Below are 21282 nucleotides of genomic sequence, written 5' to 3'. Positions count from 1 at the left end.
CCACTGATATTATTTGATTTAGATCCAAAGTTAAACTGAAATATTAAGTTCTATTCTAGCGCCGCTCTCAACTGTAGCTCTTGCACACGCGCGGCTTCGACAGCGGCGTGTTTTACCGGTCCGAAACCGCGTATATCCAACGGCAACGCCAGCAGCTTATGCACGACCTCACTGCGTGCATCGTCAACCTTGGCCGGCAGCTCCTCCATCAAACCTTCGTACCAGCGGATCAGGGCAACCTCTTCGCGGCGCTCTTGCGTGTAGCCAAACACATCCAGCGTCGTACCACGCAGCAGGCTGAGCTTCGCAAGGCCGGACAGCACAGGCCTGAGCCACGCACCAAAAGCACGCTTAACCGGGCGCCCGCGTGCATCCTTGCGCAAGGATACGATCGGCGGGGCCATGTGGTAGTTGATCTTGAACCCCGGCTCGAACTCCTCCTCCAGCTGCGCAGCAAAGGCGGGGTCACTGTGCAGACGCGCAACCTCGTATTCATCTTTGAACGCCATCAGCTTGTACAAAGCTTTGGCGGCAACCTGCGTCAGATCTTCGGCGTGAGCATCTGGAATTGCGCGGCGGAATTGCGCTAGGCGATCGACATAGCGCTGCGCATATCCATCGTTTTGATACGCACGTAGCCGTTCAGCTCGGTCGGCAATAATCGCATGACTGTCCGCTGAGGGCTTTGTCTTTTGCGGCAGGGCAAGCGCATCGGGCGTTGCTGCCATAATGCGCCCCAAATCAAAGGCGCGGTGGTTTTTGTCTATCGCTACGCCATTCAATACAATCGCCTGTTGCAATGCCCCATGAGAAACCGGCACGAGCCCTTTTTGCCACGCAAAGCCCAGCATCATCATATTGGCAAAAACCGTATCACCCAAAAACCGTTCGGCCATGGCATTGGCGTCAAAACCTATAAGGTTGCCAGCCCCCACCGTCGCGCGGATAGCCTCCTCACGCAGATCGGTGTGCAGCTGCGCATCACGGTGCAACACCAGATCACCCGTCGGCATTTCCGCAAGGTTCAGCACAACCTTGGTGTCGGCCCCGTAGTAGACCGAGGCCTGCGCGGCTGAAGACACAACGATATCGCATCCAATCACGGCATCCGCCGCCCCGTGATCAATACGCACCTGATGGATCGCATCCGGCGACATCCCGATCCTGATAAAGCTCAGCACGGTCCCAAATTTCTGCGCAAAGCCGGTGAAATCCAGCACGCTTGACCCTTTGCCTTCCAGATGCGCCGCCATCGTGATCAACGCGCCCACGGTAATGACCCCCGTGCCGCCAACCCCTGTGACCAGTAGGTCAAACGGCTTCTGTAACTTTGGCAAAGCGGGCGGGGTAATGTCAGACAGCAGCGCGTCGATATCCACCTCGGCACCGGTTTTCTTGCGCCGCACAGCCCCTTCAAGGGTCACAAAGCTCGGGCAGAAACCGTTCAGACAGGAAAAATCCTTGTTGCAGCTCGACAGGTTGATCTTGCGCTTGCGGCCCAGTTCAGTCTCCAGCGGCTCGATGCTCAGACAGTTGCTTTCGAGCGAGCAATCGCCGCAGCCTTCGCAGACGGCCGGGTTGATAAAGGCAAAGCGTTTCGGGTCTTCCATCTGGCCGCGTTTGCGGCGGCGGCGCTTTTCGGTGGCGCAGGTTTGCTCGTAGATCAGCACCGACACGCCTTTGACCTCGCGCAGTTCGCGCTGCACGGTGTCCATCTCTTCACGCGGATGAAAGCTGGTGCCTTGCGGGAAATCAGCACGGGCGAATTTGTCGATGACATCCGACACCAGCGCGACCCGCGCCACCCCTTCGGCACGACATGTTTGTGCGATACCAGCCACACTGATCGGCCCGTCCACCGGTTGCCCGCCGGTCATCGCAACCGCATCGTTATAAAGGATTTTATAAGTTATATTTGTCTGAGCCGCGACCGCCTGACGAATCGCAAGCGAGCCCGAGTGGTACCACGTGCCCTCGCCCAGGTTCTGGAATAAATGCTTGCCACCGTTAAACTTGGACGCCACCACATGCGGCACGCCCTCGCCGCCCATTTGCGCATAGCCGCCGGTTTCACGGTCCATCCACCCCGCCATGACATGACAGCCAATGCCCGATGCAGCCTGCGAGCCTTCGGGCAGTTTTGTCGATGTATTATGCGGACACCCCGAACAGAAATAGGGCGTGCGCTTGGCCCCTGGCACGTTCAACAAAACAGGCGGCTTTTCAGTCAGCGCACGCGCTTTTCGTGGCAGGTTTTCATCCGGAAAGAACGCATCAAGCCGTTCAGCCACGACCGGCACCAAGGCCAGCGGGCTTAGCTCTCCGGTCCATGGCAGCAGAGGGTCGCCTGCCGCCCGGTGTTTGCCGACCATGCGACCGGGCTTGTGCCCCGGCCAATCGTAAAAATATTCTTTAAGCTGGCTTTCGATGATGCCGCGTTTTTCCTCGATCACCAGGACCTCTTTGGTGTCGGACACAAATGCCAGCGCATCCCGTCGCGCCAAGGGCCAGACCATGCCGACCTTGTAGATATCGATGCCAAGACGCCGACACGCCGCCTCGTCCAGACCCAGCAGGCGCAGCGCCTCCATCAGGTCCAGATGGCCCTTGCCGGTGGTGACGATGCCAAAGATCGCGTCTTCCAGATCATAGATGCGCTTGTCGATCGGGTTGGCTTCGACAAAGGCTTCGACGGCTCGCAGCTTGTGTTCCAGACGTGTCTCGATCTCGGGGCTCGGCATATCAGAGCGGCGTACATGCAGACCGCCGGGCGGTGGGGTGAATTGCGGCAGCGTGAATGTGCGGTCAGGTTGCAACGCCACGGATTGTCCGCTTTCAACCGTTTCAGAGATCGCCTTGAAGCCGACCCATGTGCCGGAAAAACGGCTCAGCGCGAGCCCGTAGGCCCCGAATTCAAGAAACTCCCCCACGTTTGCGGGGTTAAGCGTGGGCATCATCCACGTCATGAACGCCACATCGGACTGATGCGGCATCGACGACGACACGCACCCGTGGTCGTCCCCCGCAACAACCAGAACGCCGCCCTTGGGCGACGACCCGTAGGCGTTGCCGTGGCGCAGTGCATCGCCCGACCGGTCCACTCCCGGCCCCTTGCCATACCACATGGAGAACACGCCCTCCACCTCACAATGCGGATCAAGCACGGCCTGCTGCGCCCCTAGAACCGCCGTGGCCCCAAGGTCTTCGTTCACCGCAGGCATGAAGGTGATGTGGTTGTCCTTGGTCACATCGCGCGCGCGCCAGAGCTCAAGATCGACCGCGCCCAAAGGCGACCCGCGATACCCCGAGATAAACCCCGCGGTGTTTAGCCCCTGCTGCTTATCGCGCCGCGCCTGATCAAGCATGATCCGCACCAGCGCTTGCGTACCAGTCAAAAACACAGTTCCTTCGGTCCGCGTATAGCGGTCCGACAGGGCGTAGGGGTAAAAGTCGTGGGTCTCTTTGGTCATGATGGCGATCCTTGGCTGTTATGACCATCAAACCACATCTCCGTGAAATATCTGTCCTCACTTGCGCCTGATTGCGGATTGATCGAAAATTCTATTCGCATGGAATGAGGAAATCGAAATGTCTGACCAGATGATCTTTGACGACCGCGACCGTCGGCTGCTTGAGCTTTTGCAGCGCGATTGCCGTATCTCGAACGCCGAATTAGCCGACAAGGCAGGCATGTCGGCTTCTGCCTGCTGGCGACGGGTCAAGGCCTTTGAAGACGCGGGCGTCATCGAGCGGTATCGGGCGGACGTATCCCCGACCAAGGCGGGCAATAGCTTTCAGGCCTTGGTACAGGTGCAATTGGCCCGCCATAACCAAGAGAAACTAGCCGAGTTCATCAACGCGATCGCGCATCGCGCGGAGGTGCTGGAATGTTATGCCACGACCGGGCAAGCTGATTACCAGATGCGAGTCCTATGTCGTGACATCGCCGCCTACAATCGTTTCCTAGAAGATTTTCTGTTCCGTCTGCCGGCGGTCGAAAGCGCCCAGACCAACGTCGTGCTGCGCGAGATCAAGAGGAACACCAGCATCCCGATGTGAGCGGATGCGGCGGAAGTGAACGCCGATATCTCGCTCAGTTGCATCCGCGCTTGAGCGCTGCCGACGCGAGGTCCCGATGCAACCAAAGAGATGCAACCCTGAGCCGAATAACAGTCCCCCATTAATCCAATAAAAAAATAGAAGTTTAAGAACTTTCGCTATTTAATGTGCAATATATTTAATTCCTAATCGAAATACAAAACGAAGGAGCGTTCAAAACGAAATAGATTTTATATCCACCCCGAACAGCACACTGTTCTCATCATAAAACGCGACGTTCGAGTTATTCCAAGAATAGCCAATACTCACAGCCACATTCTTGTGTACCTGACTTTTTAAATTGACATTGTATTGATTATCTTCTCTCGGTTCTCCGAAGTGTGAGCCTCCCCCGAAATTCCCATATGAAATGGACAATGTTGTCTTACGTTTGAACACGGGTCGTGTGATTGACGCTGTAGCCCCCCATCGTGATGTGTGTTTTCCCGCGATTTCCTCGCCCCAACTCACACCCGTATAGAGTGCACCCACATCTGGCACGGCGCTTAGTAAACCAAGGTTAATATAGCTCTTTGGATAGTCATCCCGAAACGATCTCTTGAACGCCCATTTTGCCTCGTGGTGCCCCCAGCCAGTCGCGAAGGCCTGCGATCCGCCAAGCGACGCGTACACTTCTTCGACGCTGGCGTTCTTCTTTTCGGCAACGCGCACGCCCGCGCAACTGTCGATCCAGGTATAAGACGCGACATGGCTGCCAAGGCACGCCGACGCCCCGACAGCGTGTTTTGACAGGCTGTGTTCGGGGGCGAATTCGTATGAGCCGTAGGCAGAAAACTTGAGAACATGCGCCGGTGCAACGCTGTACAACAGCGTACCTGTCGCCCTCGCGCCCACGGTCATCCCCGCCTTGGCCTGATCTTCCTCATCGGTGCGGAAGGTAAATTTTCCGATATTGAATTCGTCGCCTGGCAGTCCGTTGTTGATGTTGGAATCGTAGCCGATCAACGGCTTGAGCCCCACGTAAGACAGCAGCTTCTGCGGCCCCTGTCCGGGGCGGTGCATCAGACCATCATACCGCATAAGCCGCTTCAGGTAAGCCTCGTGCCCAGGCGGCTTTGTCTTGAGCATGCTAAAAAAGCTCAGATGCTGAGATCCCGATATTATCGCGGATTTCCACACTGGCAGAGGGTCAGCCAATGGCGCGGTCGCCAAGCCGCACAATAGAATAGCGGTGCCAGCTCTGAAAAGGTTAAACAATTTAATACTCAACATTTTTATTAGGTTAAGGGGCGACATATGCCGCCCCTGCTGAAGCTCTTTGAAGGAATTTAGTCTTGTACTACTGCTTCCCATTCGCCAGCGACGAAGGTTCCATCAGAGAGAGAGCCTTCGATACCACCAACTACGGCCTCAGCGCCGTCACCAAGGAAAGTACCGTCCATAGTTCCTGTGAAGGTGTGCTCTTCCTCTTGGCCATCGACGTTTCCGTTGAGGTTCCCAGACAGGTCCGCCAAAAGGTTACCCCCTGAAATTGAGCCGTCCGAAACATCAATGGTACCGTTCACGGAATTACCTTCTTCGGAAATTTGGAAGTTGGTCATGGAGCCAGAGATTTTAGACGTTGCGAAGTCGGCAACCAAATTCAACTCCGCCGCAAGTACGGGCGTGTCGTTTTCCGCCATGTCTGTGCGAACCTGCTGCTGATCATCGTTAAGCCAAAAGCCCGCGAACCCTGCGTAGCTGGCCGTTCCCTCAGTAGGCATCTCTTGGGCTTCTGTCTTGTTTGTATAAATACCGCTTTCAGGATCGTACCCGCCGATTTCGTCAACACGTTTGGTTACCGCGTCCGCTTTGTTGCCCAGATCTTCAAAGCCAGAAATGCTGCTGCTGCCGCATGCGCTCAAGGCTACTGCGATGACAGGGGTAGCCAAGGCAAGTTTGAATGTTGAGAAGTTCATGAAATATCCACTTTCTATACTTACGTTTACACACGCCCAAATTGAAAACCTCTTGTTTTCCCCAGAGGCGTGGAGCACGCAACCCACAGTTCACAATATTTTGAACGCACGTATGTATTTGTTGTAGAAATAACACTCATCGTAAGTTTACTGTGTTAAATCATAAATTGAGGGCACCGCAAAATACGGCACCCCAGTTGATAATGAAATATATTTTTGCACCCATGATCTAGCGTCGTCGCAATACAAACGACGTGGAAAGCATAAACTCAAGAAATATAGATTCCGCAAATCTACATGACACCCAATCATTTACCTATTCAAATATAATACGCAATTGATTCGATAACAAAATAATTTGCCAAAATACCTCTTTTATACTCTCACGCGGGGCTGACCCGCGATCGATGGAAAAGTGTTGCGATACCCCTCTCGACTCGTCTACCCCTGAGGGTATTATTTATCGCAAAAGTAGAATAAAGAATATCTGAAGGTCCCTGAAATTCACCTCGGTGCGAACCGTGCGGGCACCCTTACAGACACGCGCGCGCTGCCAGCAAAGGACGTTCTCCCGTATGTGCGGCATCCGACCGGATATTGTCACTTTTACCAGTTTCGCGACTTTCACTTTGGTGGCAAGGTGTTTGCAGCAACCTCCGATGGACCTGATCCCATGACACTTGACCCCGATCTTCTTGTCGCAATCGAAACCTATTTCGACGCGATCCATGACTGTGATATCCAAAAGCTGAGCGCCGTGTTCCACCCGCAATCCAGCTTGTTCGATGCCGACAACGGATCGATCTTTGTAGAGCCCATAGACAGCTTTAGTCGCGACGTTGCGGGGCGTGTGTCACCGGCGTCCAAAGGCCAACCGCGTGAAGCCGAGGTATTGATGATCGACCACCTGTCGCCGATCAGTGCAACGGTCAAAATCCGTATTCGCGCGCATCAAAGCATCTTTGTCGACCATCTTGGATTTGTGAAGGGCGAGGATGGGTGGCAGATCGTTTCCAAAATCTGGCACCTTGAAAGCACACTAAATACGGATGATGAAGGCACCTAACCCTCGGTCGATGTTGCTTTGGTCAAGCAATGGATCAACGCCTCCGGACCCACGCGACTAAATGTTCGACCCAGACGATATACAACGCGCAGGTTCAAGTAAGAACCTTGAAACATGATGGCGCAGAGTTTCCTCTGTGCTTCGGTTTGGTTTCGGGATATCGAACGGTTCTATGAATGACACACTTCCGCCATGCCCCGAATGCGCCTCTATCTATGTCTATCAGGTTGATGCCCTATTGAATTGCCCTGAGTGTGGACACGAATGGGTCGCGCAAGACGCAGACGACATCGCGCCGGCCACCCGCGACAGTGTCGGGAACGTGCTAGAGAATGGTGACACCGTGACTGTCATCAAGGACCTGAAGATCAAGGGGTCTTCGTCTGTGGTTAAGGTCGGAACCAAGGTTCGCGGCATTCGGTTGGTCGACGGCGATCACGACATTGACTGCAAGGTTCCGGGTGTCGGCCAAATGGGCCTGAAATCGCAGTTCGTGAAAAAAGTGCTTGGCTAGGCGACACCCAGCGAGGGTGCAGCCAAACAGCTAATACAGTTCACGCGGATACCGATATCTGGCAAAAGCGATATTCACCTGCTCAGTCGCGGACCTGTGGCGGGATGTCGCCACAAATCGCCAAAGCTTCCAGCGCTGGACGCGTTGACAGCTTGCTTTGTGTAGGGCAGAGATTTGCCCATGCGTTGTCTTAAATCCCTATCAAACCTCTTTCGCCTCGTTTTGGGGGCGGTATTGATATGCGGCTTTTTGTTACTGCCCCCCTCGTCGGCGCACGCGAACAGCGGGATGCACGAGGGTGCACACGCGGCGCATCACACTGCGGATGCTTCTGCGATGGCCTTGCATCACGCGCCGCAAAATGCGGTCGCCCAGACTGCGCCCGACGACACAGCTGACAGCTTTGAGGGTGACGCATGCTGCGGTGGCATATGCCTGACTGCAGCGCTTTGCGCATCGCAGCACGCTGAAGTGACTGCCGTTCAAGCCGCCCGTTTCGCGCTCAGCTACCGGACCATGGCGTCGGCCGAAGCAACCAGCCAGCTGCGCCCCCCACGAGCCTGACCTGATCGCCGCGGTATAGCGGCCTTTGCGCCTGCGATCCTTTTGCGTTCGCGGGCAAGATCACCTAAATTTCAGGTCAAATATCCATGAAAACAGTATTGATTGCAGGGGCGATGTCCTGACCCTTGGGGCTTGCGCAACCACGCTACCGCCCTTTCCCGATGTTACGACTGCCTATGTGCAGCTGCCCACCCCCCTGCCCGACGTCGCCGCGATGACCGCTGCTGACAGCAGCGCGCGTGGCAGCGCTACAACCGCCGCTGAACAGCCCTTTGCAGGCTACCGCCGACGTGGCGTGGTGGAACCGCTCGACTGGCGACGGCTGAACACTGAGCAGGCGCCTAAGCAAGGAATGACGATGCAGGGGATGAACCACTGATGCGTTGGACATTGAAAACAGCTGCCGTCATCACACCGCTTATTCTTGGTGCCTGCACAGCCCCGACCTTGCCCATCAGCTATTCCGCACGCGATGCGGGCTTTGCCGCCGTCGAGACGCGTACCTCCAAAGCGATTGGCAAGCGCACCGTTTGGGCGCAGTCACAGTCCGAAACGGTGGCCACTTCGAAACAGGTCCGCGCCATGGTGCAGGGCAAGACGATCAATGCGGAAACTGCCGTGCAAGCCGCTTTGCTGAATAACAAGGGACTGCAGGCGTCTTACGCGCAGATCGGTCTGTCAGCGGCAGAAGCATGGCAACAGTCCACGCCTGAAAACCCTGTCGTCTCGGTCGGTCTGTTGGGCATCGGCGCGCCTGAGTTGGGGTTGTACCGTGCACTGGAAAGCATGATCGCCGTCAACTTGCTGGACGCGCGCACGCGCAAACAGCGCATCGCCGCTGCCGAAGCGCAGTTTCAACAGGCGCAAATGCAGGCTGTGAGTGACACATTGGCACTGGCGAACGAGACCCGCGAAGCTTGGGTCAACGCCGTCGCGGCGTTCGAGACGGTGAGCTATCTGAAACGCGCCGCCATCACCACCGATGCGGCAGCAGAACTGGCGCAACAGCTTGGCAAGACCGGTGCCCTCAACAAAGCCGCACAAGCGCGCGAGCAGGCGTTTAACGCTGAGATGGCCGGTCAGGTGGCGCGGGCGCGGCTTGATGCGGAACTGGCCAAGGAACAGCTGACCCGTTTGATGGGGCTCTGGGGGCAAGACGTGGCGTATTATGTGCCCGATGCCCTACCCCGCGTGCCCAACACAGTGAACGGCCACAGCGGGATCGAACGGCTGGCGCTTGCCAATCGGGTCGATCTGGAAGTGGCGCGGCTGGGGCTCGCGGCTACTGCCAAGGCTTACGGCCTGACCGACGCCACCCGCACCCTCACCGACCTTGAAGTGATCGCCGGCGCAGAGATGGAACGCGAGGTAGAAGACGGCGAGATCGAGACCAGCATCACCCCGCAGGTCGAGTTCGAATTCGTCATTCCGATCTTCGACAGCGGTAAGGCGCGGATGCGCAAGGCCGAGCTGAGCTACCTGCAGGCTGCGAATGTGTTGGCTGAACAGGCGGTGAATGTGCGGTCCGAAGCACGCGCAGCGGCCACGGCCTATCGCTCAAGCCACCAGATCGCGCGGCACTATTCGGACGTGGTGATGCCCCTGCGGCGCACAATCAACGAAGAGGCGCTGCTGAGCAACAACGGCATGATCACCAGCACCTTCGACCTGCTCAATGACGCGCGCGAGAAGCTGTCGAGCGAGTTGGAAGCGGCTAACGCCAAACGCGACTTCTGGCTGGCCTCGGCTGGTCTGACCGCCGCGATCTATGGCGGTGGCAGCGGTGGTGGCGGTGCAGGTGCAGAGACGCAAATCGCCGCCGGTGGCGGTGCAGGACATTGAGACAGGAAAACAATCACATGATGAACAGACGTCAACTGCTAGGGGCCGGCGCGGCTGGGGCCACGCTTGTTTCCTCCAAAGCATGGGGCCAGACCATGAACATGGGCCTGCCTGAAGCCGCCGTCATGGACAGCGCGCTGACCCAATCGCCAACCCGCCCCACCATTGAGGCGGTCGAAGGCGACCGGGTGCGCATCTATGTCACCAACCGCCTGCCCGAGCATACGACGGTGCATTGGCACGGGCTGATCCTGCCCTCGGGCATGGACGGTGTCGGCGGCCTCAGCCACCCCGGCATCCCGCCGGGCAAGACTTTTGTCTATGAGTTCGATCTGACCAAATCCGGCACCTTCATGTATCACCCCCATGGGGATGAGATGGTGCAGATGGCAATGGGCATGATGGGCATGTTCGTGGTCCACCCAAAGGATCCCGATTTCATGCGCGTCGATCGGGACTTCCTGATCATGTTGAACGCTTTTGATATTGATCCGGGCACCTACATACCCCGCATCATGACGATGACGGATTTCAACCTTTGGACCTGGAACAGCCGGATCTTCCCCGACATTGATCCGCTTGTCGTCAATCAAGGGGACAAGGTGCGCGTACGCGTCGGCAACCTGACGATGACAAACCACCCGATCCACATGCACGGCTACGACTTCAAGGTGACCTGCACCGATGGCGGCTGGGTGCCGGAATCGGCGCAATGGCCCGAGGTCTCCATCGACATTCCCGTGGGCGCCATGCGGGCCTATGAGTTCACCGCCGATCATCTGGGGGATTGGGCAATCCATTGCCACAAGTCGCACCACACGATGAACGCAATGGGCCATGACGTGCCGACGCTCATTGGCACCAACAGTTCCAACATGACCCGTCAGGTTCGCCGCGTGCAGCCCGAGTTCATGCCCATGGGCACAGCGGGCATGGCGGATATGGGCGAAATGTCGATGCCGCTGCCCGACAATACCGTGCCGATGATGGCCGGCTGGGGGCCACATGGCCCGCTGGAAATGGGCGGCATGTTTTCGGTCGTGAAGGTGCGCCAAGGCATCGATGCGGACGATTACGAAGATCCCGGCTGGTACGAAAACCCTCCGGGCACAGAGGCGTATGAATGGACGGGAGAGCTGCCAGAGTTCGCGCAGAACCACAGCCCGAAAACGCAGATTACGCCGAAACCAACCTCCAAGGGCTAAGCGGCCCTTGGAACACCGTGAAGAACCACAATCACCAAAACATACAGGAAAAACCATGAACAAACTTCTTATCTCAACCGCTCTGACGTTGCTCCTTTCGGCCCCTGGTTTCGCTGCTGGCAGCCCTGACGGCGGCCACGACGATGATGGCCACGGCGACATGCATAAAGAAATGGCGATCGGCATGCCCGGTAAGGCAGACGCCGTCGACCGCACGATCGACGTCACCATGCGCGAAACCGACGACGGCGAGATGATCTTTGAACCCGCCGAGTTCGACATCAAGAAAGGCGAGACCATCCGCTTTGCCGTCACCAACAAAGGTGAGATCGAGCATGAGTTCGTGATCGACACGATGGACGGCAACGCCGAGCACAAAGAAGCTATGGCCAAGATGGACATGGAGCACGACGACCCGAATTCTGTGCGTCTGGATCCCGGCATGGAGGGCGAGGTGATCTGGAAATTCGCCAATGAGGGCAACTTTGAGTTTGCCTGCCTGATCCCCGGTCACTACGAATCCGGCATGCATGGCCCGATCACCGTGGCGCAGTCTGATGAGGCACCCGCGGCACCGGCTGTCTACTCAACCGGCAAGATCAAGAAAGTCGACGCCAAAGGCAAAAAGGTCACCATCATCCACGGGCCGCTTGAAAACCTAGACATGCCGTCCATGACCATGGTGTTTAAAGCTGACGAAGCGCTGATCGCCAAGATGAAAGAAGGTCAAGACATCGAATTCGTCGCTGACCGCGTCAAAGGCAAGCTCACTGTCACACAGATGAAGTAAATCCGACTTCGGGGCCGGTCACATTGATCGGCCCCGAACGCGCTCATTTTTCCTAGCTAGCGCCACCTTTGAACTATTTTCGGTAAGGCACGATATGAACAGACGACAGTTTCTCGCGAGCGTTTCAGCCACAGCAATCCTCCCCTTGCGGGGCTTGGCCGCTGCGGCCCCGTTCACGCTTAGGGCCGAACCCGTCACGCGGCAGATCCTACCCGAAGGCGAAGGCAGCACCGCGATGCTGGGCTTCAACGGGTCGATGCCCGGGCCGGAGATCAGGGTCAAACGTGGCGCACGCACGACGGTGGAGGTCGAAAACGGTCTGGACGAAGGCACCGCTGTCCATTGGCATGGCATCCGGCTTGAAAACCGGATGGACGGAGTGCCGATGATGACACAGGATCTGATCAACCCCGGCGACAACAAGACCTATAGCTTCGTGCCACCGGACGCGGGAACCTACTGGTATCATTCGCACTACATCTCGCAAGAACAGGTCGCACGCGGCATGATGGGGCCATTGATCGTCGAGGATGATCTACCCCCCGATGTGGACCATGACATCACGGTACTCCTGTCTGATTGGATCATCGCCGAAGATGGCAGCCTCATCGACGAATTCTCGGATATGCACAGCGTCGCCCACGCAGGCTATATGGGCAATTTCGCGCGGGGCTTCCTCTCGCAGGATGCGGTGAAAAATGCTGACCGCGTCCGGCTCCGCATGATCAACGCGGCCACAAACCGCATCTTTTCGCTGGCGGTTACCGGCGTCACAGGGTCGGTCGTTGCACTAGACGGCATGGCACTTGAAACGCCGCGCAACTTGGCTGACCTCGTGCTGGCCCCCGCGCAGCGGGCGGATCTGATCGTTGATATCACCGGTCCCGTGGGCTTTGACATGCAGTCGCGGCAGGGGTCCTACCGTCTGGCTGAGTTGGCAATCTCTGGTACAAACACGGACCGAATTCCCAAGCCAATTGCCCCGCTTGTAGCGCCGAACCTGCCAACACCGGGCGACCCCAGCCAGCATCTGACGCTGACCATGATGGGCGGCGCTATGGGCGGACGACACGGGGGGGCTAATATCTGGTCCTTCAACAATATCTCTGACCTGCACGACGACCCGTTTGGAGCGTTTGAGCGCGGCGAGACGGTGCGGATCACCTTTGCGAACGATACCGCATTCCCGCACGGCATTCACCTGCACGGCCACCATTTTTACGAAGTTGCCCCTGATGGTAGCCTCGGTGACCTGCGCGATACGTCACTGGTAGCCGCGGGCGAAAGCCGAGATGTCATCTGCGTCTTCGACAATCCGGGACGCTGGTTGATCCATTGCCACATGTTAAGCCACGCCGTCGGCGGGATGCGGACATGGGTCAAGGTCTCTGATTAGGGTCAGCTGTGATCCGGCTTGGGGCCACCCGCCTTGGGTGGTTCCTCGTGACCAAACAGCGATGCGCCTTCATGCGCGCTGTCAGAGGTTTCAAATTCAAGGCTCGAATGGGAAATACCGAAATCCACCGCGAGCATTCGTTTGATCTCGCGTTTTACGGCGTCAAGTTCGCTCCAATCCTGCCCCACCAACACCACATGACAATCAAGCGCCACCTCATGTTCTTGCATTTGCCATAGGTGGACGTGGTGCACGTCACGCACGCCATCCAATTTGACCAGCGCCCCGACGACTGCGGTGGCATCCATATCAGGCGGGCTGCCCAGCATAAGCATGCGGATCGGCCCGCCGATTTCGGTCAGCGCGAGATAGAGGATATAAACAGCGATACCAATTGTGATCGCAGGATCGACCCAACGCAGGTCATACAGAATAATAAGCGTACCGCCGAAAATCACCGCCACCGAGGCCAACGCATCTGACAAGTTATGTAAGAACAACGCCCTGATGTTCACATTGTCCTTTTGCATAGTATAGGTCAGCAGCGCCGTCAGCGTATCTATCACAAGGGCAACACAACCCAGAATGACCACGGTCCAGCCCGCCACCTGAGGCGGGTCGATCACGCGCATTCCGCCCTCGTATATTAGGTAAAAGCCGACCAAAATCAGCGTGGTATAGTTAATAAGGGCGGCCACGATTTCGATCCGGCCGTAGCCGAATGTCATACGCGCGTCCGCCGGCCGTCGCGCAATTTTGCGGGCGACAAACGCAATGACCAAAGAGGCCATATCAGAAAAGTTGTGAAGCGCATCGGCGACGAGCGCGAGCGACCCCGATAACACCCCGCCCACAATCTGCGCGACCGTGAGCAGCGCATTCGCCCAAATCGCGACCGACACTCTTCGATCACCGCTTTGCGGGTCAATATGAACGTGATCATGGGCCATGGGAGCTACCTTTTCATATGAGAAAGAAAGTGCCGTGCGCTACGCGGCTTCGTAGCTCGAGAACACTTCGGTGCTACCATCGCGGGCAATCAAAAACACGTCATACGCTTCGCGCTTTGTCTCGGGGCCCATGCCCGGCGAACCATAGGGCATCCCCGGTACGGCGAGGCCAATGGCGTCTGGACGCTCGGCCAGCAGTTTGCGAATGTCCGCGGGCGGCACATGGCCTTCGATCATATAGCCGTCAATCTTTCCAGTGTGACAAGACGCCATGTTCTGCGGGATGCCGTTGTCTTGCTTGTAGCGGATCAGGAGCGTTCCCAGGCTGCGTTCGGTCGTGACGGCAAAGCCCTCTTTTTCTAGGATATCGATCCAAGCTGAACAGCACCCACAGTTGGGGTCTTTCATCACGTGGATCGCAGGTTTCTCTTTGGCCCATGCCCCAAAGGGTGCGGCGGCGGCAAAGCTCGCGGTACAGGCCAACAAGCTGCGTCGTGTGAGGGTCATATCGTGTCCTTCCGAGAGTTCAGACTATAGTTGCTAGAGATTGTAGGGCGGCTGGCAGGTTCGGCCAGCCCATCAGCAGTGTTTGGCCGGAAGAACAGCAAACGCAGGGCGTTCAATGTCACCAGAACGGTTGCCCCAGTATCAGCCAGGATCGCGATCCAAAGGCCCGTCACGCCGAGCATCGTCGTAACAAGAAACGCCCCCTTAAGACCAAGAGCGATGGCAATGTTCTGCCGGATATTACCCATCGTCGCGCGGGCAAGCCGGATTTGGCCGGGTACATCTGTCACCCGGTCGCGCAAGATCGCGGCATCAGCTGTCTCGAGCGCCACATCGGTGCCGGACCCCATCGCAACCCCCACATGCGCAGCCGCCAATGCAGGCGCGTCGTTGATGCCGTCGCCGATCATCATGACCTTGGCCTCAGCCGCGAGGCTTTGAATGGCCGCGACCTTATCCTCAGGCATCAGCTCTGACCTGTGGTCGATGCCAAGCCCTTCTGCGATAGCAAAGGCTGTGCGGCTGTTGTCCCCTGTAAGCATGACCGACGAAATTCCCAAGGCGTTCAATTGGGCCACCGCCTCTGCCGCATCGGCGCGGGGTTCATCGCGCAGGGCGATAAGACCTTGGGCCACACTGTCGCGCAGCACGATCACCACGGTTTTGCCCTGCGCTTCAAGCGTCTCGACCTCGGCGCGCAATGTCTCTGACAGCGCCCCGCGTTCTGCCGCCAAACGCGGTGAGCCCACGCAGATAGTTGCGCCTGCGATCACCGCTTCGGCACCTTTTCCGGGCAAGGCGCGTGACTGTGTCGCAGTGGCGGGGTCGATCCCTCGCGCCTCTACCGCGCTGCAAATGGCTTGGCCCAGCGGGTGGCTGGCGCCACTCTCTACTCCGGCGGCAAGGGCCAAAAAACCGGTTTCGTCTCCGACGATGGTTTGCACATCGGTCACTTGCGGCTTGCCGTGGGTCAACGTTCCGGTCTTGTCAAAGGCCACATGCGTGACCCGCGCGGCCGCTTCAATCACCGCGCCGCCCTTCATCAACAACCCGTTGCGCGCCCCGGTGGACAGGGCCGAGGTGATCGACGCGGGCACCGAGATCACCAGCGCACAGGGGCAGCCGATCAGCAGCAAGGCCAGTGCACGATAGACCCATTCGTCCCACGCGCCGCCGAAGGCAAGCGGGGGCACGACGGCGACCAATACAGCCAAGCCCACCACGGCGGGCATATAGATGCGGCTGAACCGGTCGATGAACCGCTCGGTCGGCGCGCGGGCGCTTTCTGCCTCTTCGACCAGCCGCACAATGCGGGCGATGGTGTTGTCTGCCGCGGCTTTGATGACGCGCACGCGCAGCAGGGCTTCGGTATTGATCGATCCGGCAAACACCTCCGCGTCCGGCTCTTTGAGGCGCGGCACGCTTTCGCCGGTGACAGGGCTTTCATCGACGCCCGAGGTGCCGCTGACCACTTTGCCGTCACAGGGCACCCGATCACCGGGGCGCACCTGCACAATTTGGCCGACCCTAAGGGTCTCTGCCGCCACCTCGCGTGTCCTCCTGCCCACTTCAAGGCGCGCCGTTTTCGGTACCAGCTTGGTCAGTGCACGAATGCTATTTCGCGCCTTCCCGGCAGAGACACCCTCCAGCAATTCGCCCACGGCAAAGAGAAAGACCACCAGCGCGGCCTCTTCCGGCTCTCCGATCACAAGCGCACCACTTGCAGCGATGGTCATCAGCATTTCGATGGTAAACGGCATCCCCACCCGCGCCATTGCGACCGCACGGCGGGCCACGGGAATGAGCCCAATCAATGTGGCCAGAACGAACACCCAGTGTGAAACCTCGGCTGGCAGGACCAACCGGGACGCCCATGCCGTAGCAAGCAAGGCACCGCTGCCAAGCACCAAACGCGCTTTCGCAGTCTGATACCAATTAGGTTCTGGTGGCGCATCGGTGGCGCTGCGTGGCTCAGGCCCCGCCCCGTCATCGTCAGGCATCGCGTCGTCAGGCAGAACGAAACCGACCTTCGGCTTTTCTGCCTTCGCCCCCTTCGCAGAAATGCCGAAACCGATACCGCGCACGGCTTTCTCGATCCGCTCGGGCGAGGTTTCACCCTCGTTCAGCGTCAGGCGCAGCCGTTCAGACATCAGCGCGACATCGACCTCCGCGACCCCCGGCAAGCGCTCCACCGCGCCGCGCACCTTGGCCGCGCAGGCGCCGCAGTCCATCCCCGTAACCCGCCATTCGCGGCGTGCCGCCTTGCCGTCCGCCATCTTATCTTCCTATCTGATTCACTGTCAGAAACAGACATACGACCTACAGAAACTGTAGCTTCAAGCGTTGATTAAGATTTTTTTATCAGGCCCCAGTATAGGAATACTGGGGACATAAGGCCATTCAGCGACGCCCACCTTGTGCCCAGCTGACGGGCCACTTTGAACCACCGGCTTGCGCGGAGCGCCTCCAAAACCTACAACGACTGTAGGATAAAGGAGAACAGACATGCTCGCCATCGGAACATTGGCAAAGCGCACCGGCACCAAGGTGCAAACGATCCGCTACTACGAACAGATTGGTCTTATGCCTGAACCCGATCGCACCGAAGGCGGGCAGCGGCGGTACGGAATTACCCAGCTAGACCGCCTCGCCTTCATCCGCCATTCCCGCCAGCTTGGCTTTTCGCTTGAAGCGATCCGCGAGCTCTTGGGCCTGTCAGACTCGCCCGAACGTTCTTGCGCTGAGGTCGATGCTATCGCCCAAAGGCAGCTCCGCGAAGTCGAGGCAAGGCTTGTGCGGCTCCAGGCACTCCGCGTTGAATTGCAGCGGATGATCGGAGCGTGCAATGCGGATCGGGTCGCCGACTGTCGCATTCTCGAGGTGCTGCGCGATCACGAGGAATGCCTTGCTGACCACGGAGCCGCCGCATGATGCCCGCCGCCCTGCTCTATCCGCTTGCGGCCTTGGCCGAGATCGCGGGGTGTTTTGCGGTCTGGGCGTGGTGGCGTGGTGCGTCGCCGCTATGGCTGATGCCGGGGCTGCTATGTCTGGTGGTATTTGCGGGCTTGCTAGCGATGATAGAGGCCGGTTTCGCCGGCCGGGCGTTTGCAGCCTATGGCGGTATCTATATCGCGGCATCACTTGTGTGGATGTGGGTCGTGGAAGAGCAGCGGCCGGATCTTTGGGACGTTGCTGGCGCGGGCTTGTGCGTTCTTGGTGCAGGATTAATCCTTTTCGCACCCCGCACGGGATAGATCGCATGGTCAAAGGCTCTGACGGCAGGACCGTAAAGTCACCGCCGTCAGAGCAGCTATCTCGCTTCTTACATGAGAAGTCGGGCTTCAAACTTTTTGACAACCGTCCGCGCTGATTGGAATTGTTGCAGCCCTTCGGCAGAGTGCAGCTCGGGGAACAGTGTAAAGATTTCATTTCTCTGGGCGTCGTGCAGCCCTTCTAATGAATAATCTCCGGGCTGGAAGCTTTCAGTCCACGCGCCATCGGCCAGGATCACTTGGTGTTGTTCGCACATGATGTGAATGTAATGCACGCCAGTATACGACTCGACCGTCGTGATGCCGGCCTTTCCAGCCATATGTTTCGCAGCGATCAGAACTTCGGTTTCCGACATGATCATCTGTACGGAGCTGCCAGTCATGAGCATTCTGTGGTTCGGCGACACCAACATATCGACTTCTGGGATGTTGGGCGCAATCGACCCAGCCTGAATTAGAACAGGGCGCAGCTCGGGGTGGGCTTGCAGGTGCTGCGCAGTAAGGGATTTCGATCCGACCCAACAAACGGGTTGCAAGCCGCTGTCACGGGTAATCAGACGATCGCCTTCGCGAATGTCTTCTACGCGCACCTGACCACGGTCCGTTGCGATCAACGTGCCGGGGGTAAAGCAGATGACTTTAGGGGGCGGGCTGGCATCCTCAACGGAAGCAATTTTACCGATGTCGTCAAATACTACGCGCGTGCCATCATCCAAGAGAACAACGCCGCCATCCTGAAGATCATCGTCGATGTCGTCATGCTTGTTTACGATCTGACGCATTTGACCGGGCGTCAAAGTGAAGGTCTCTCCGCTTTGGAGCGTGACCGTCACGGGACCCTCGACATAAAGGATGTCGTTTATGTCTTGTCCGCTCGCAGACCCGTACGGAGGGTTCTTGCTTCCGCCGCTGCCGCCTGTACCACCGCTTAAATACTTGCTCCCAGGGGCACCACCATAGACGGTGTCGGTACCACCGCCCTGCCGACTGACGTAAAAGGAGTCGCCCCCGCCACCGGAGCCGGAGCCATAACCGGAACCAGAGCCGCCTTTGCCGCCAAACATGAGATCCTCTCCGGCACCGCCGTACAGGCTGTCGGCACCAGAGCCGCCGAAGATAACATCGTCACCGTCATCGCCGCAAATAATGTCGTCGCCGGATCCACCGCTAATGGTGTCATCGCCATCGTTTCCGCGGATGACATCATCGCCCGATCCGCCGTAGATCAGGTCATCGCCTTTACCGCCAGAAATGCTGTCGTCGCCCTTTTGACCGTAGAGCGTGTCGTTCCCATTACCCCCCAGAACAACATCATCTCCGGAACCGGCCTTGATGTAATCGTCACCATCACCGCCTGCTAGACGGTCATCACCCTTGCTGCCGTAAAGGGTATCATCGCCCGCTTCGCCATAGAGTTTATCGCCAGCACCGCTGCCGGATCCGCTACCAGATCCATGCCCAGACCCGCTACCGGATCCTCCGGTTATCTCATCGTTGCCAGCGCCGCCGTAAACAGTGTCTTGCCCCTTGCCGCCGTCGATGGTGTCATCGCCATCACCGCCGTAGATAACGTCATTGCCATCATCACCATCGATATCGTCATTTCCCGCCATACCAAAGACGGTATCATCACCGTCTTTGGCGTTGATGGTGTCACCATTAGAAGTGCCGTTGATGACGTTGTCTTGGTTATTACCTTCGATATCGGACATTTGAGGAGCATCCTTTGAACCTAAAAAACACTAGGTGTGACTGTGCAGCATGACTGCGGAATAAAAAACTAGGGTGTAGAGAGTTAAACTAATCTATAGCGTGCCAATGAAAGCACGCAAGAGCGTTCAAATGAGCAGACCAGATCTAACGAGGCGAAAAAAGTATCTTAAATTATAAGGCACTGATACTAAATCAAAAAAAAACGCCCATGCCGAATTATGATACTTTTGAGGCACCAAAAGGAACGTTTCCATTTTACACACAATAGCATCGAAATGCATCTGCCGTAACCATAAAAGGGATAAATGTCGCCAATCGATACTTTCTGTCCCAAGCTTAATACATTACATCCTGCCACCTGTATAGGTTGAAAATTACGTGAATACGCCAGACCACCCGAGCAAAAATCCCAAATCGAAACGTCCGTCTGCAGATCACGCCGCACTGGCCGCAGAGGCGTTTTTCGGTAAACCCATAGAAAAAATAACGGCCCCCGGAGGGCGGGAACGGGCGAGCGTCCGGATACATTTTCAAGACCGGCAGATCATCGCATCATGGCGCGCTGACCCAAAACGCCGGCTTAGAGAAATTCGTATTCTAGAATATCTATCACAGGCCGAGGCAGACGTTCCAACTTTGCTCGGTGTGCACGATGGCTGGACATTTCAAAGCGATGTGGGCAGCAGACGTTTGACAAGCGCATTGTTGCGCCGGTCGGGCGCTCACAGAGATGACCTTGCCGTTGCGGCGATCGAAAGTCTGGTGCGTATAAAGCAGACTATTCAAAAGGATTTTTTGCGCGACACCCCCTCAATTGCGACCAGCCCGGCGTGGGCACTGCGTTTCGCATCCGGGCCGCGGCGTCTTGGACACGCCTTAGATGCCCCTGCCCCCGAAATCGATGAAAACGCGCTCGCACATAGCATTCTAGACTTGCCCGTAGAATTTGTGAAATGGGACGCCAGACCAGGAAACGCAGCCGTTTCAGACGACGGTAGGATCATATGGTTCGACTGGGAGGATTACGGCCGCAGAATTGGGATGGAGGATACTGCATTCCTTGTCGCCGACGAATTCTGGCCGTTCACCGCGGATAAATCGGTCGAACTTCTGGAGCAAACCGGCGTATTGAAGCAGCAAAATAGATCCGTTTTCTTCAGGTTCGCAGCGCTTCAGGCCATACAGCGATGTCTGCTCATCATAGACCAGCAACAAAAGTTCGGGTGGTACGATGCAGATCGCGCCAGACGGTATGATCGCATCGGTGTAAGCCAAGAGCTGCTTGCGAACTGCATGAAGAATGCAGAATTTTTCGCAGCTCAAGATCAAAGCACCCAATCTTTGACACCCTGGCTTGCAAAGCTGAGCACTTCAGCAAAGATGCTCTGAGGTAGAGGTGCCGATGACGCGTAGCGATTATGCGCATCGGCACGCTCGGGCCTGCGG

18 protein-coding genes are annotated in these 21282 nt (G+C 57.4%); 11 read left to right on the top strand and 7 right to left on the bottom strand.

Annotated elements, in window-relative coordinates:
• Nucleotides 1-50: 50 nt before the first annotated feature.
• Nucleotides 51-3470, bottom strand: coding sequence for an indolepyruvate ferredoxin oxidoreductase family protein (locus tag GLP52_RS03025; protein WP_237271534.1), 3420 nt, complete (start codon nucleotides 3468-3470; stop codon nucleotides 51-53).
• A 118-nt stretch (nucleotides 3471-3588) separates the two neighbouring features.
• Between GLP52_RS03025 and GLP52_RS03020 the strand changes: the two genes are divergently transcribed.
• Complete coding sequence (locus tag GLP52_RS03020) at nucleotides 3589-4059, top strand: Lrp/AsnC family transcriptional regulator (protein WP_093733615.1); 471 nt, start codon at nucleotides 3589-3591, stop codon at nucleotides 4057-4059.
• A 213-nt stretch (nucleotides 4060-4272) separates the two neighbouring features.
• On the opposite strand, the gene GLP52_RS03015 is transcribed toward GLP52_RS03020, so the two are convergent.
• On the bottom strand, nucleotides 4273-5139 hold the full coding sequence (locus GLP52_RS03015; protein WP_237273356.1) for a hypothetical protein: 867 nt from the start codon (nucleotides 5137-5139) through the stop codon (nucleotides 4273-4275).
• Nucleotides 5140-5387: 248 nt separating this feature from the next.
• Nucleotides 5388-6017: a transferrin-binding protein-like solute binding protein gene (locus GLP52_RS03010; protein ID WP_093733613.1), complete on the bottom strand. Its 630-nt coding sequence runs from the start codon at nucleotides 6015-6017 to the stop codon at nucleotides 5388-5390.
• 673 nt (nucleotides 6018-6690) lie between these two features.
• Between GLP52_RS03010 and GLP52_RS03005 the strand changes: the two genes are divergently transcribed.
• The 7 genes from GLP52_RS03005 to GLP52_RS02975 all read left to right on the top strand — a co-directional run bounded on the left by GLP52_RS03005 (nucleotide 6691) and on the right by GLP52_RS02975 (nucleotide 13394).
• Nucleotides 6691-7083, top strand: coding sequence for a nuclear transport factor 2 family protein (locus GLP52_RS03005; RefSeq protein WP_237271532.1), 393 nt, complete (start codon nucleotides 6691-6693; stop codon nucleotides 7081-7083).
• Nucleotides 7084-7255: 172 nt separating this feature from the next.
• Complete coding sequence (locus tag GLP52_RS03000; protein WP_093733612.1) at nucleotides 7256-7597, top strand: zinc ribbon domain-containing protein YjdM; 342 nt, start codon at nucleotides 7256-7258, stop codon at nucleotides 7595-7597.
• Between the two features lie 249 nt (nucleotides 7598-7846).
• Nucleotides 7847-8161: a hypothetical protein gene (locus GLP52_RS02995; protein ID WP_141135330.1), complete on the top strand. Its 315-nt coding sequence runs from the start codon at nucleotides 7847-7849 to the stop codon at nucleotides 8159-8161.
• A gap of 378 nt (nucleotides 8162-8539) precedes the next feature.
• Nucleotides 8540-10003 carry a TolC family protein gene (locus GLP52_RS02990; RefSeq protein ID WP_237271531.1) on the top strand — a complete coding sequence of 488 codons (1464 nt, stop codon included), beginning with the start codon at nucleotides 8540-8542 and terminating at the stop codon, nucleotides 10001-10003.
• Nucleotides 10004-10020: 17 nt separating this feature from the next.
• Nucleotides 10021-11208, top strand: coding sequence for a multicopper oxidase family protein (locus tag GLP52_RS02985; RefSeq protein WP_237271530.1), 1188 nt, complete (start codon nucleotides 10021-10023; stop codon nucleotides 11206-11208).
• Between the two features lie 55 nt (nucleotides 11209-11263).
• Nucleotides 11264-11998 carry a copper-binding protein gene (locus GLP52_RS02980; protein WP_237273355.1) on the top strand — a complete coding sequence of 245 codons (735 nt, stop codon included), beginning with the start codon at nucleotides 11264-11266 and terminating at the stop codon, nucleotides 11996-11998.
• Between the two features lie 94 nt (nucleotides 11999-12092).
• Nucleotides 12093-13394, top strand: coding sequence for a multicopper oxidase family protein (locus tag GLP52_RS02975; protein ID WP_237271528.1), 1302 nt, complete (start codon nucleotides 12093-12095; stop codon nucleotides 13392-13394).
• A gap of 2 nt (nucleotides 13395-13396) precedes the next feature.
• On the opposite strand, the gene GLP52_RS02970 is transcribed toward GLP52_RS02975, so the two are convergent.
• From GLP52_RS02970 to GLP52_RS02960, 3 genes are read right to left on the bottom strand one after another with little or no spacing between them, the layout of a single operon-like run.
• On the bottom strand, nucleotides 13397-14344 hold the full coding sequence (locus GLP52_RS02970; RefSeq protein WP_237271527.1) for a cation diffusion facilitator family transporter: 948 nt from the start codon (nucleotides 14342-14344) through the stop codon (nucleotides 13397-13399).
• Nucleotides 14345-14383: 39 nt separating this feature from the next.
• Entirely contained in the window at nucleotides 14384-14851 is a 468-nt protein-coding gene (locus tag GLP52_RS02965; protein ID WP_237271526.1) for a DUF411 domain-containing protein, read from the bottom strand.
• The gene (locus GLP52_RS02960; RefSeq protein ID WP_237271525.1) at nucleotides 14848-17127 is read right to left on the bottom strand and encodes a heavy metal translocating P-type ATPase; all 2280 of its coding nucleotides are present in this window, start codon (nucleotides 17125-17127) and stop codon (nucleotides 14848-14850) included. The genes GLP52_RS02965 and GLP52_RS02960 overlap by 4 nt, the downstream gene beginning before the upstream one ends.
• Before the next feature lie 229 nt (nucleotides 17128-17356).
• Between GLP52_RS02960 and GLP52_RS02955 the strand changes: the two genes are divergently transcribed.
• A complete protein-coding gene (locus GLP52_RS02955; RefSeq protein ID WP_237271524.1) occupies nucleotides 17357-17782 on the top strand; it encodes a MerR family transcriptional regulator in 426 nt (141 codons plus the stop codon).
• On the top strand, nucleotides 17782-18105 hold the full coding sequence (locus GLP52_RS02950) for a YnfA family protein (protein WP_093733673.1): 324 nt from the start codon (nucleotides 17782-17784) through the stop codon (nucleotides 18103-18105). Before GLP52_RS02955 ends, GLP52_RS02950 begins: the two co-directional genes overlap by 1 nt.
• 68 nt (nucleotides 18106-18173) lie before the next feature.
• Here GLP52_RS02950 and GLP52_RS02945 read toward each other — a convergent pair whose 3' ends face one another.
• A complete protein-coding gene (locus GLP52_RS02945) occupies nucleotides 18174-19835 on the bottom strand; it encodes a Hint domain-containing protein (protein ID WP_237271523.1) in 1662 nt (553 codons plus the stop codon).
• A 379-nt stretch (nucleotides 19836-20214) separates the two neighbouring features.
• On the opposite strand from GLP52_RS02945, the gene GLP52_RS02940 reads away from it, so the two are divergent.
• On the top strand, nucleotides 20215-21225 hold the full coding sequence (locus GLP52_RS02940) for a phosphotransferase (RefSeq protein ID WP_237271522.1): 1011 nt from the start codon (nucleotides 20215-20217) through the stop codon (nucleotides 21223-21225).
• Nucleotides 21226-21282 lie beyond the last annotated feature (57 nt).

Source organism: Sulfitobacter sp. M22 (assembly GCF_021736025.1).
In the GTDB taxonomy this organism is placed as follows: domain Bacteria; phylum Pseudomonadota; class Alphaproteobacteria; order Rhodobacterales; family Rhodobacteraceae; genus Sulfitobacter; species Sulfitobacter litoralis.
This window is presented reverse-complemented; position numbering and strand designations above follow the sequence as displayed.

What these genes read in the sequence shown, in the direction of transcription:
- GLP52_RS02970 (WP_237271527.1), bottom strand. Translation starts at nt 14,344, where the DNA reads ATGGCCCATGATCACGTTCATATTGACCCGCAAAGCGGTGATCGAAGA.
- GLP52_RS03000 (WP_093733612.1), top strand. Translation starts at nt 7,256, where the DNA reads ATGAATGACACACTTCCGCCATGCCCCGAATGCGCCTCTATCTATGTC.
- GLP52_RS02945 (WP_237271523.1), bottom strand. Translation starts at nt 19,835, where the DNA reads ATGTCCGATATCGAAGGTAATAACCAAGACAACGTCATCAACGGCACT.
- GLP52_RS03005 (WP_237271532.1), top strand. Translation starts at nt 6,691, where the DNA reads ATGACACTTGACCCCGATCTTCTTGTCGCAATCGAAACCTATTTCGAC.
- GLP52_RS03015 (WP_237273356.1), bottom strand. Translation starts at nt 5,139, where the DNA reads ATGCGGTATGATGGTCTGATGCACCGCCCCGGACAGGGGCCGCAGAAG.
- GLP52_RS03020 (WP_093733615.1), top strand. Translation starts at nt 3,589, where the DNA reads ATGTCTGACCAGATGATCTTTGACGACCGCGACCGTCGGCTGCTTGAG.
- GLP52_RS02955 (WP_237271524.1), top strand. Translation starts at nt 17,357, where the DNA reads ATGCTCGCCATCGGAACATTGGCAAAGCGCACCGGCACCAAGGTGCAA.
- GLP52_RS02985 (WP_237271530.1), top strand. Translation starts at nt 10,021, where the DNA reads ATGATGAACAGACGTCAACTGCTAGGGGCCGGCGCGGCTGGGGCCACG.
- GLP52_RS02965 (WP_237271526.1), bottom strand. Translation starts at nt 14,851, where the DNA reads ATGACCCTCACACGACGCAGCTTGTTGGCCTGTACCGCGAGCTTTGCC.
- GLP52_RS02990 (WP_237271531.1), top strand. Translation starts at nt 8,540, where the DNA reads ATGCGTTGGACATTGAAAACAGCTGCCGTCATCACACCGCTTATTCTT.
- GLP52_RS03025 (WP_237271534.1), bottom strand. Translation starts at nt 3,470, where the DNA reads ATGACCAAAGAGACCCACGACTTTTACCCCTACGCCCTGTCGGACCGC.
- GLP52_RS02950 (WP_093733673.1), top strand. Translation starts at nt 17,782, where the DNA reads ATGCCCGCCGCCCTGCTCTATCCGCTTGCGGCCTTGGCCGAGATCGCG.
- GLP52_RS02980 (WP_237273355.1), top strand. Translation starts at nt 11,264, where the DNA reads ATGAACAAACTTCTTATCTCAACCGCTCTGACGTTGCTCCTTTCGGCC.
- GLP52_RS03010 (WP_093733613.1), bottom strand. Translation starts at nt 6,017, where the DNA reads ATGAACTTCTCAACATTCAAACTTGCCTTGGCTACCCCTGTCATCGCA.
- GLP52_RS02975 (WP_237271528.1), top strand. Translation starts at nt 12,093, where the DNA reads ATGAACAGACGACAGTTTCTCGCGAGCGTTTCAGCCACAGCAATCCTC.
- GLP52_RS02960 (WP_237271525.1), bottom strand. Translation starts at nt 17,127, where the DNA reads ATGGCGGACGGCAAGGCGGCACGCCGCGAATGGCGGGTTACGGGGATG.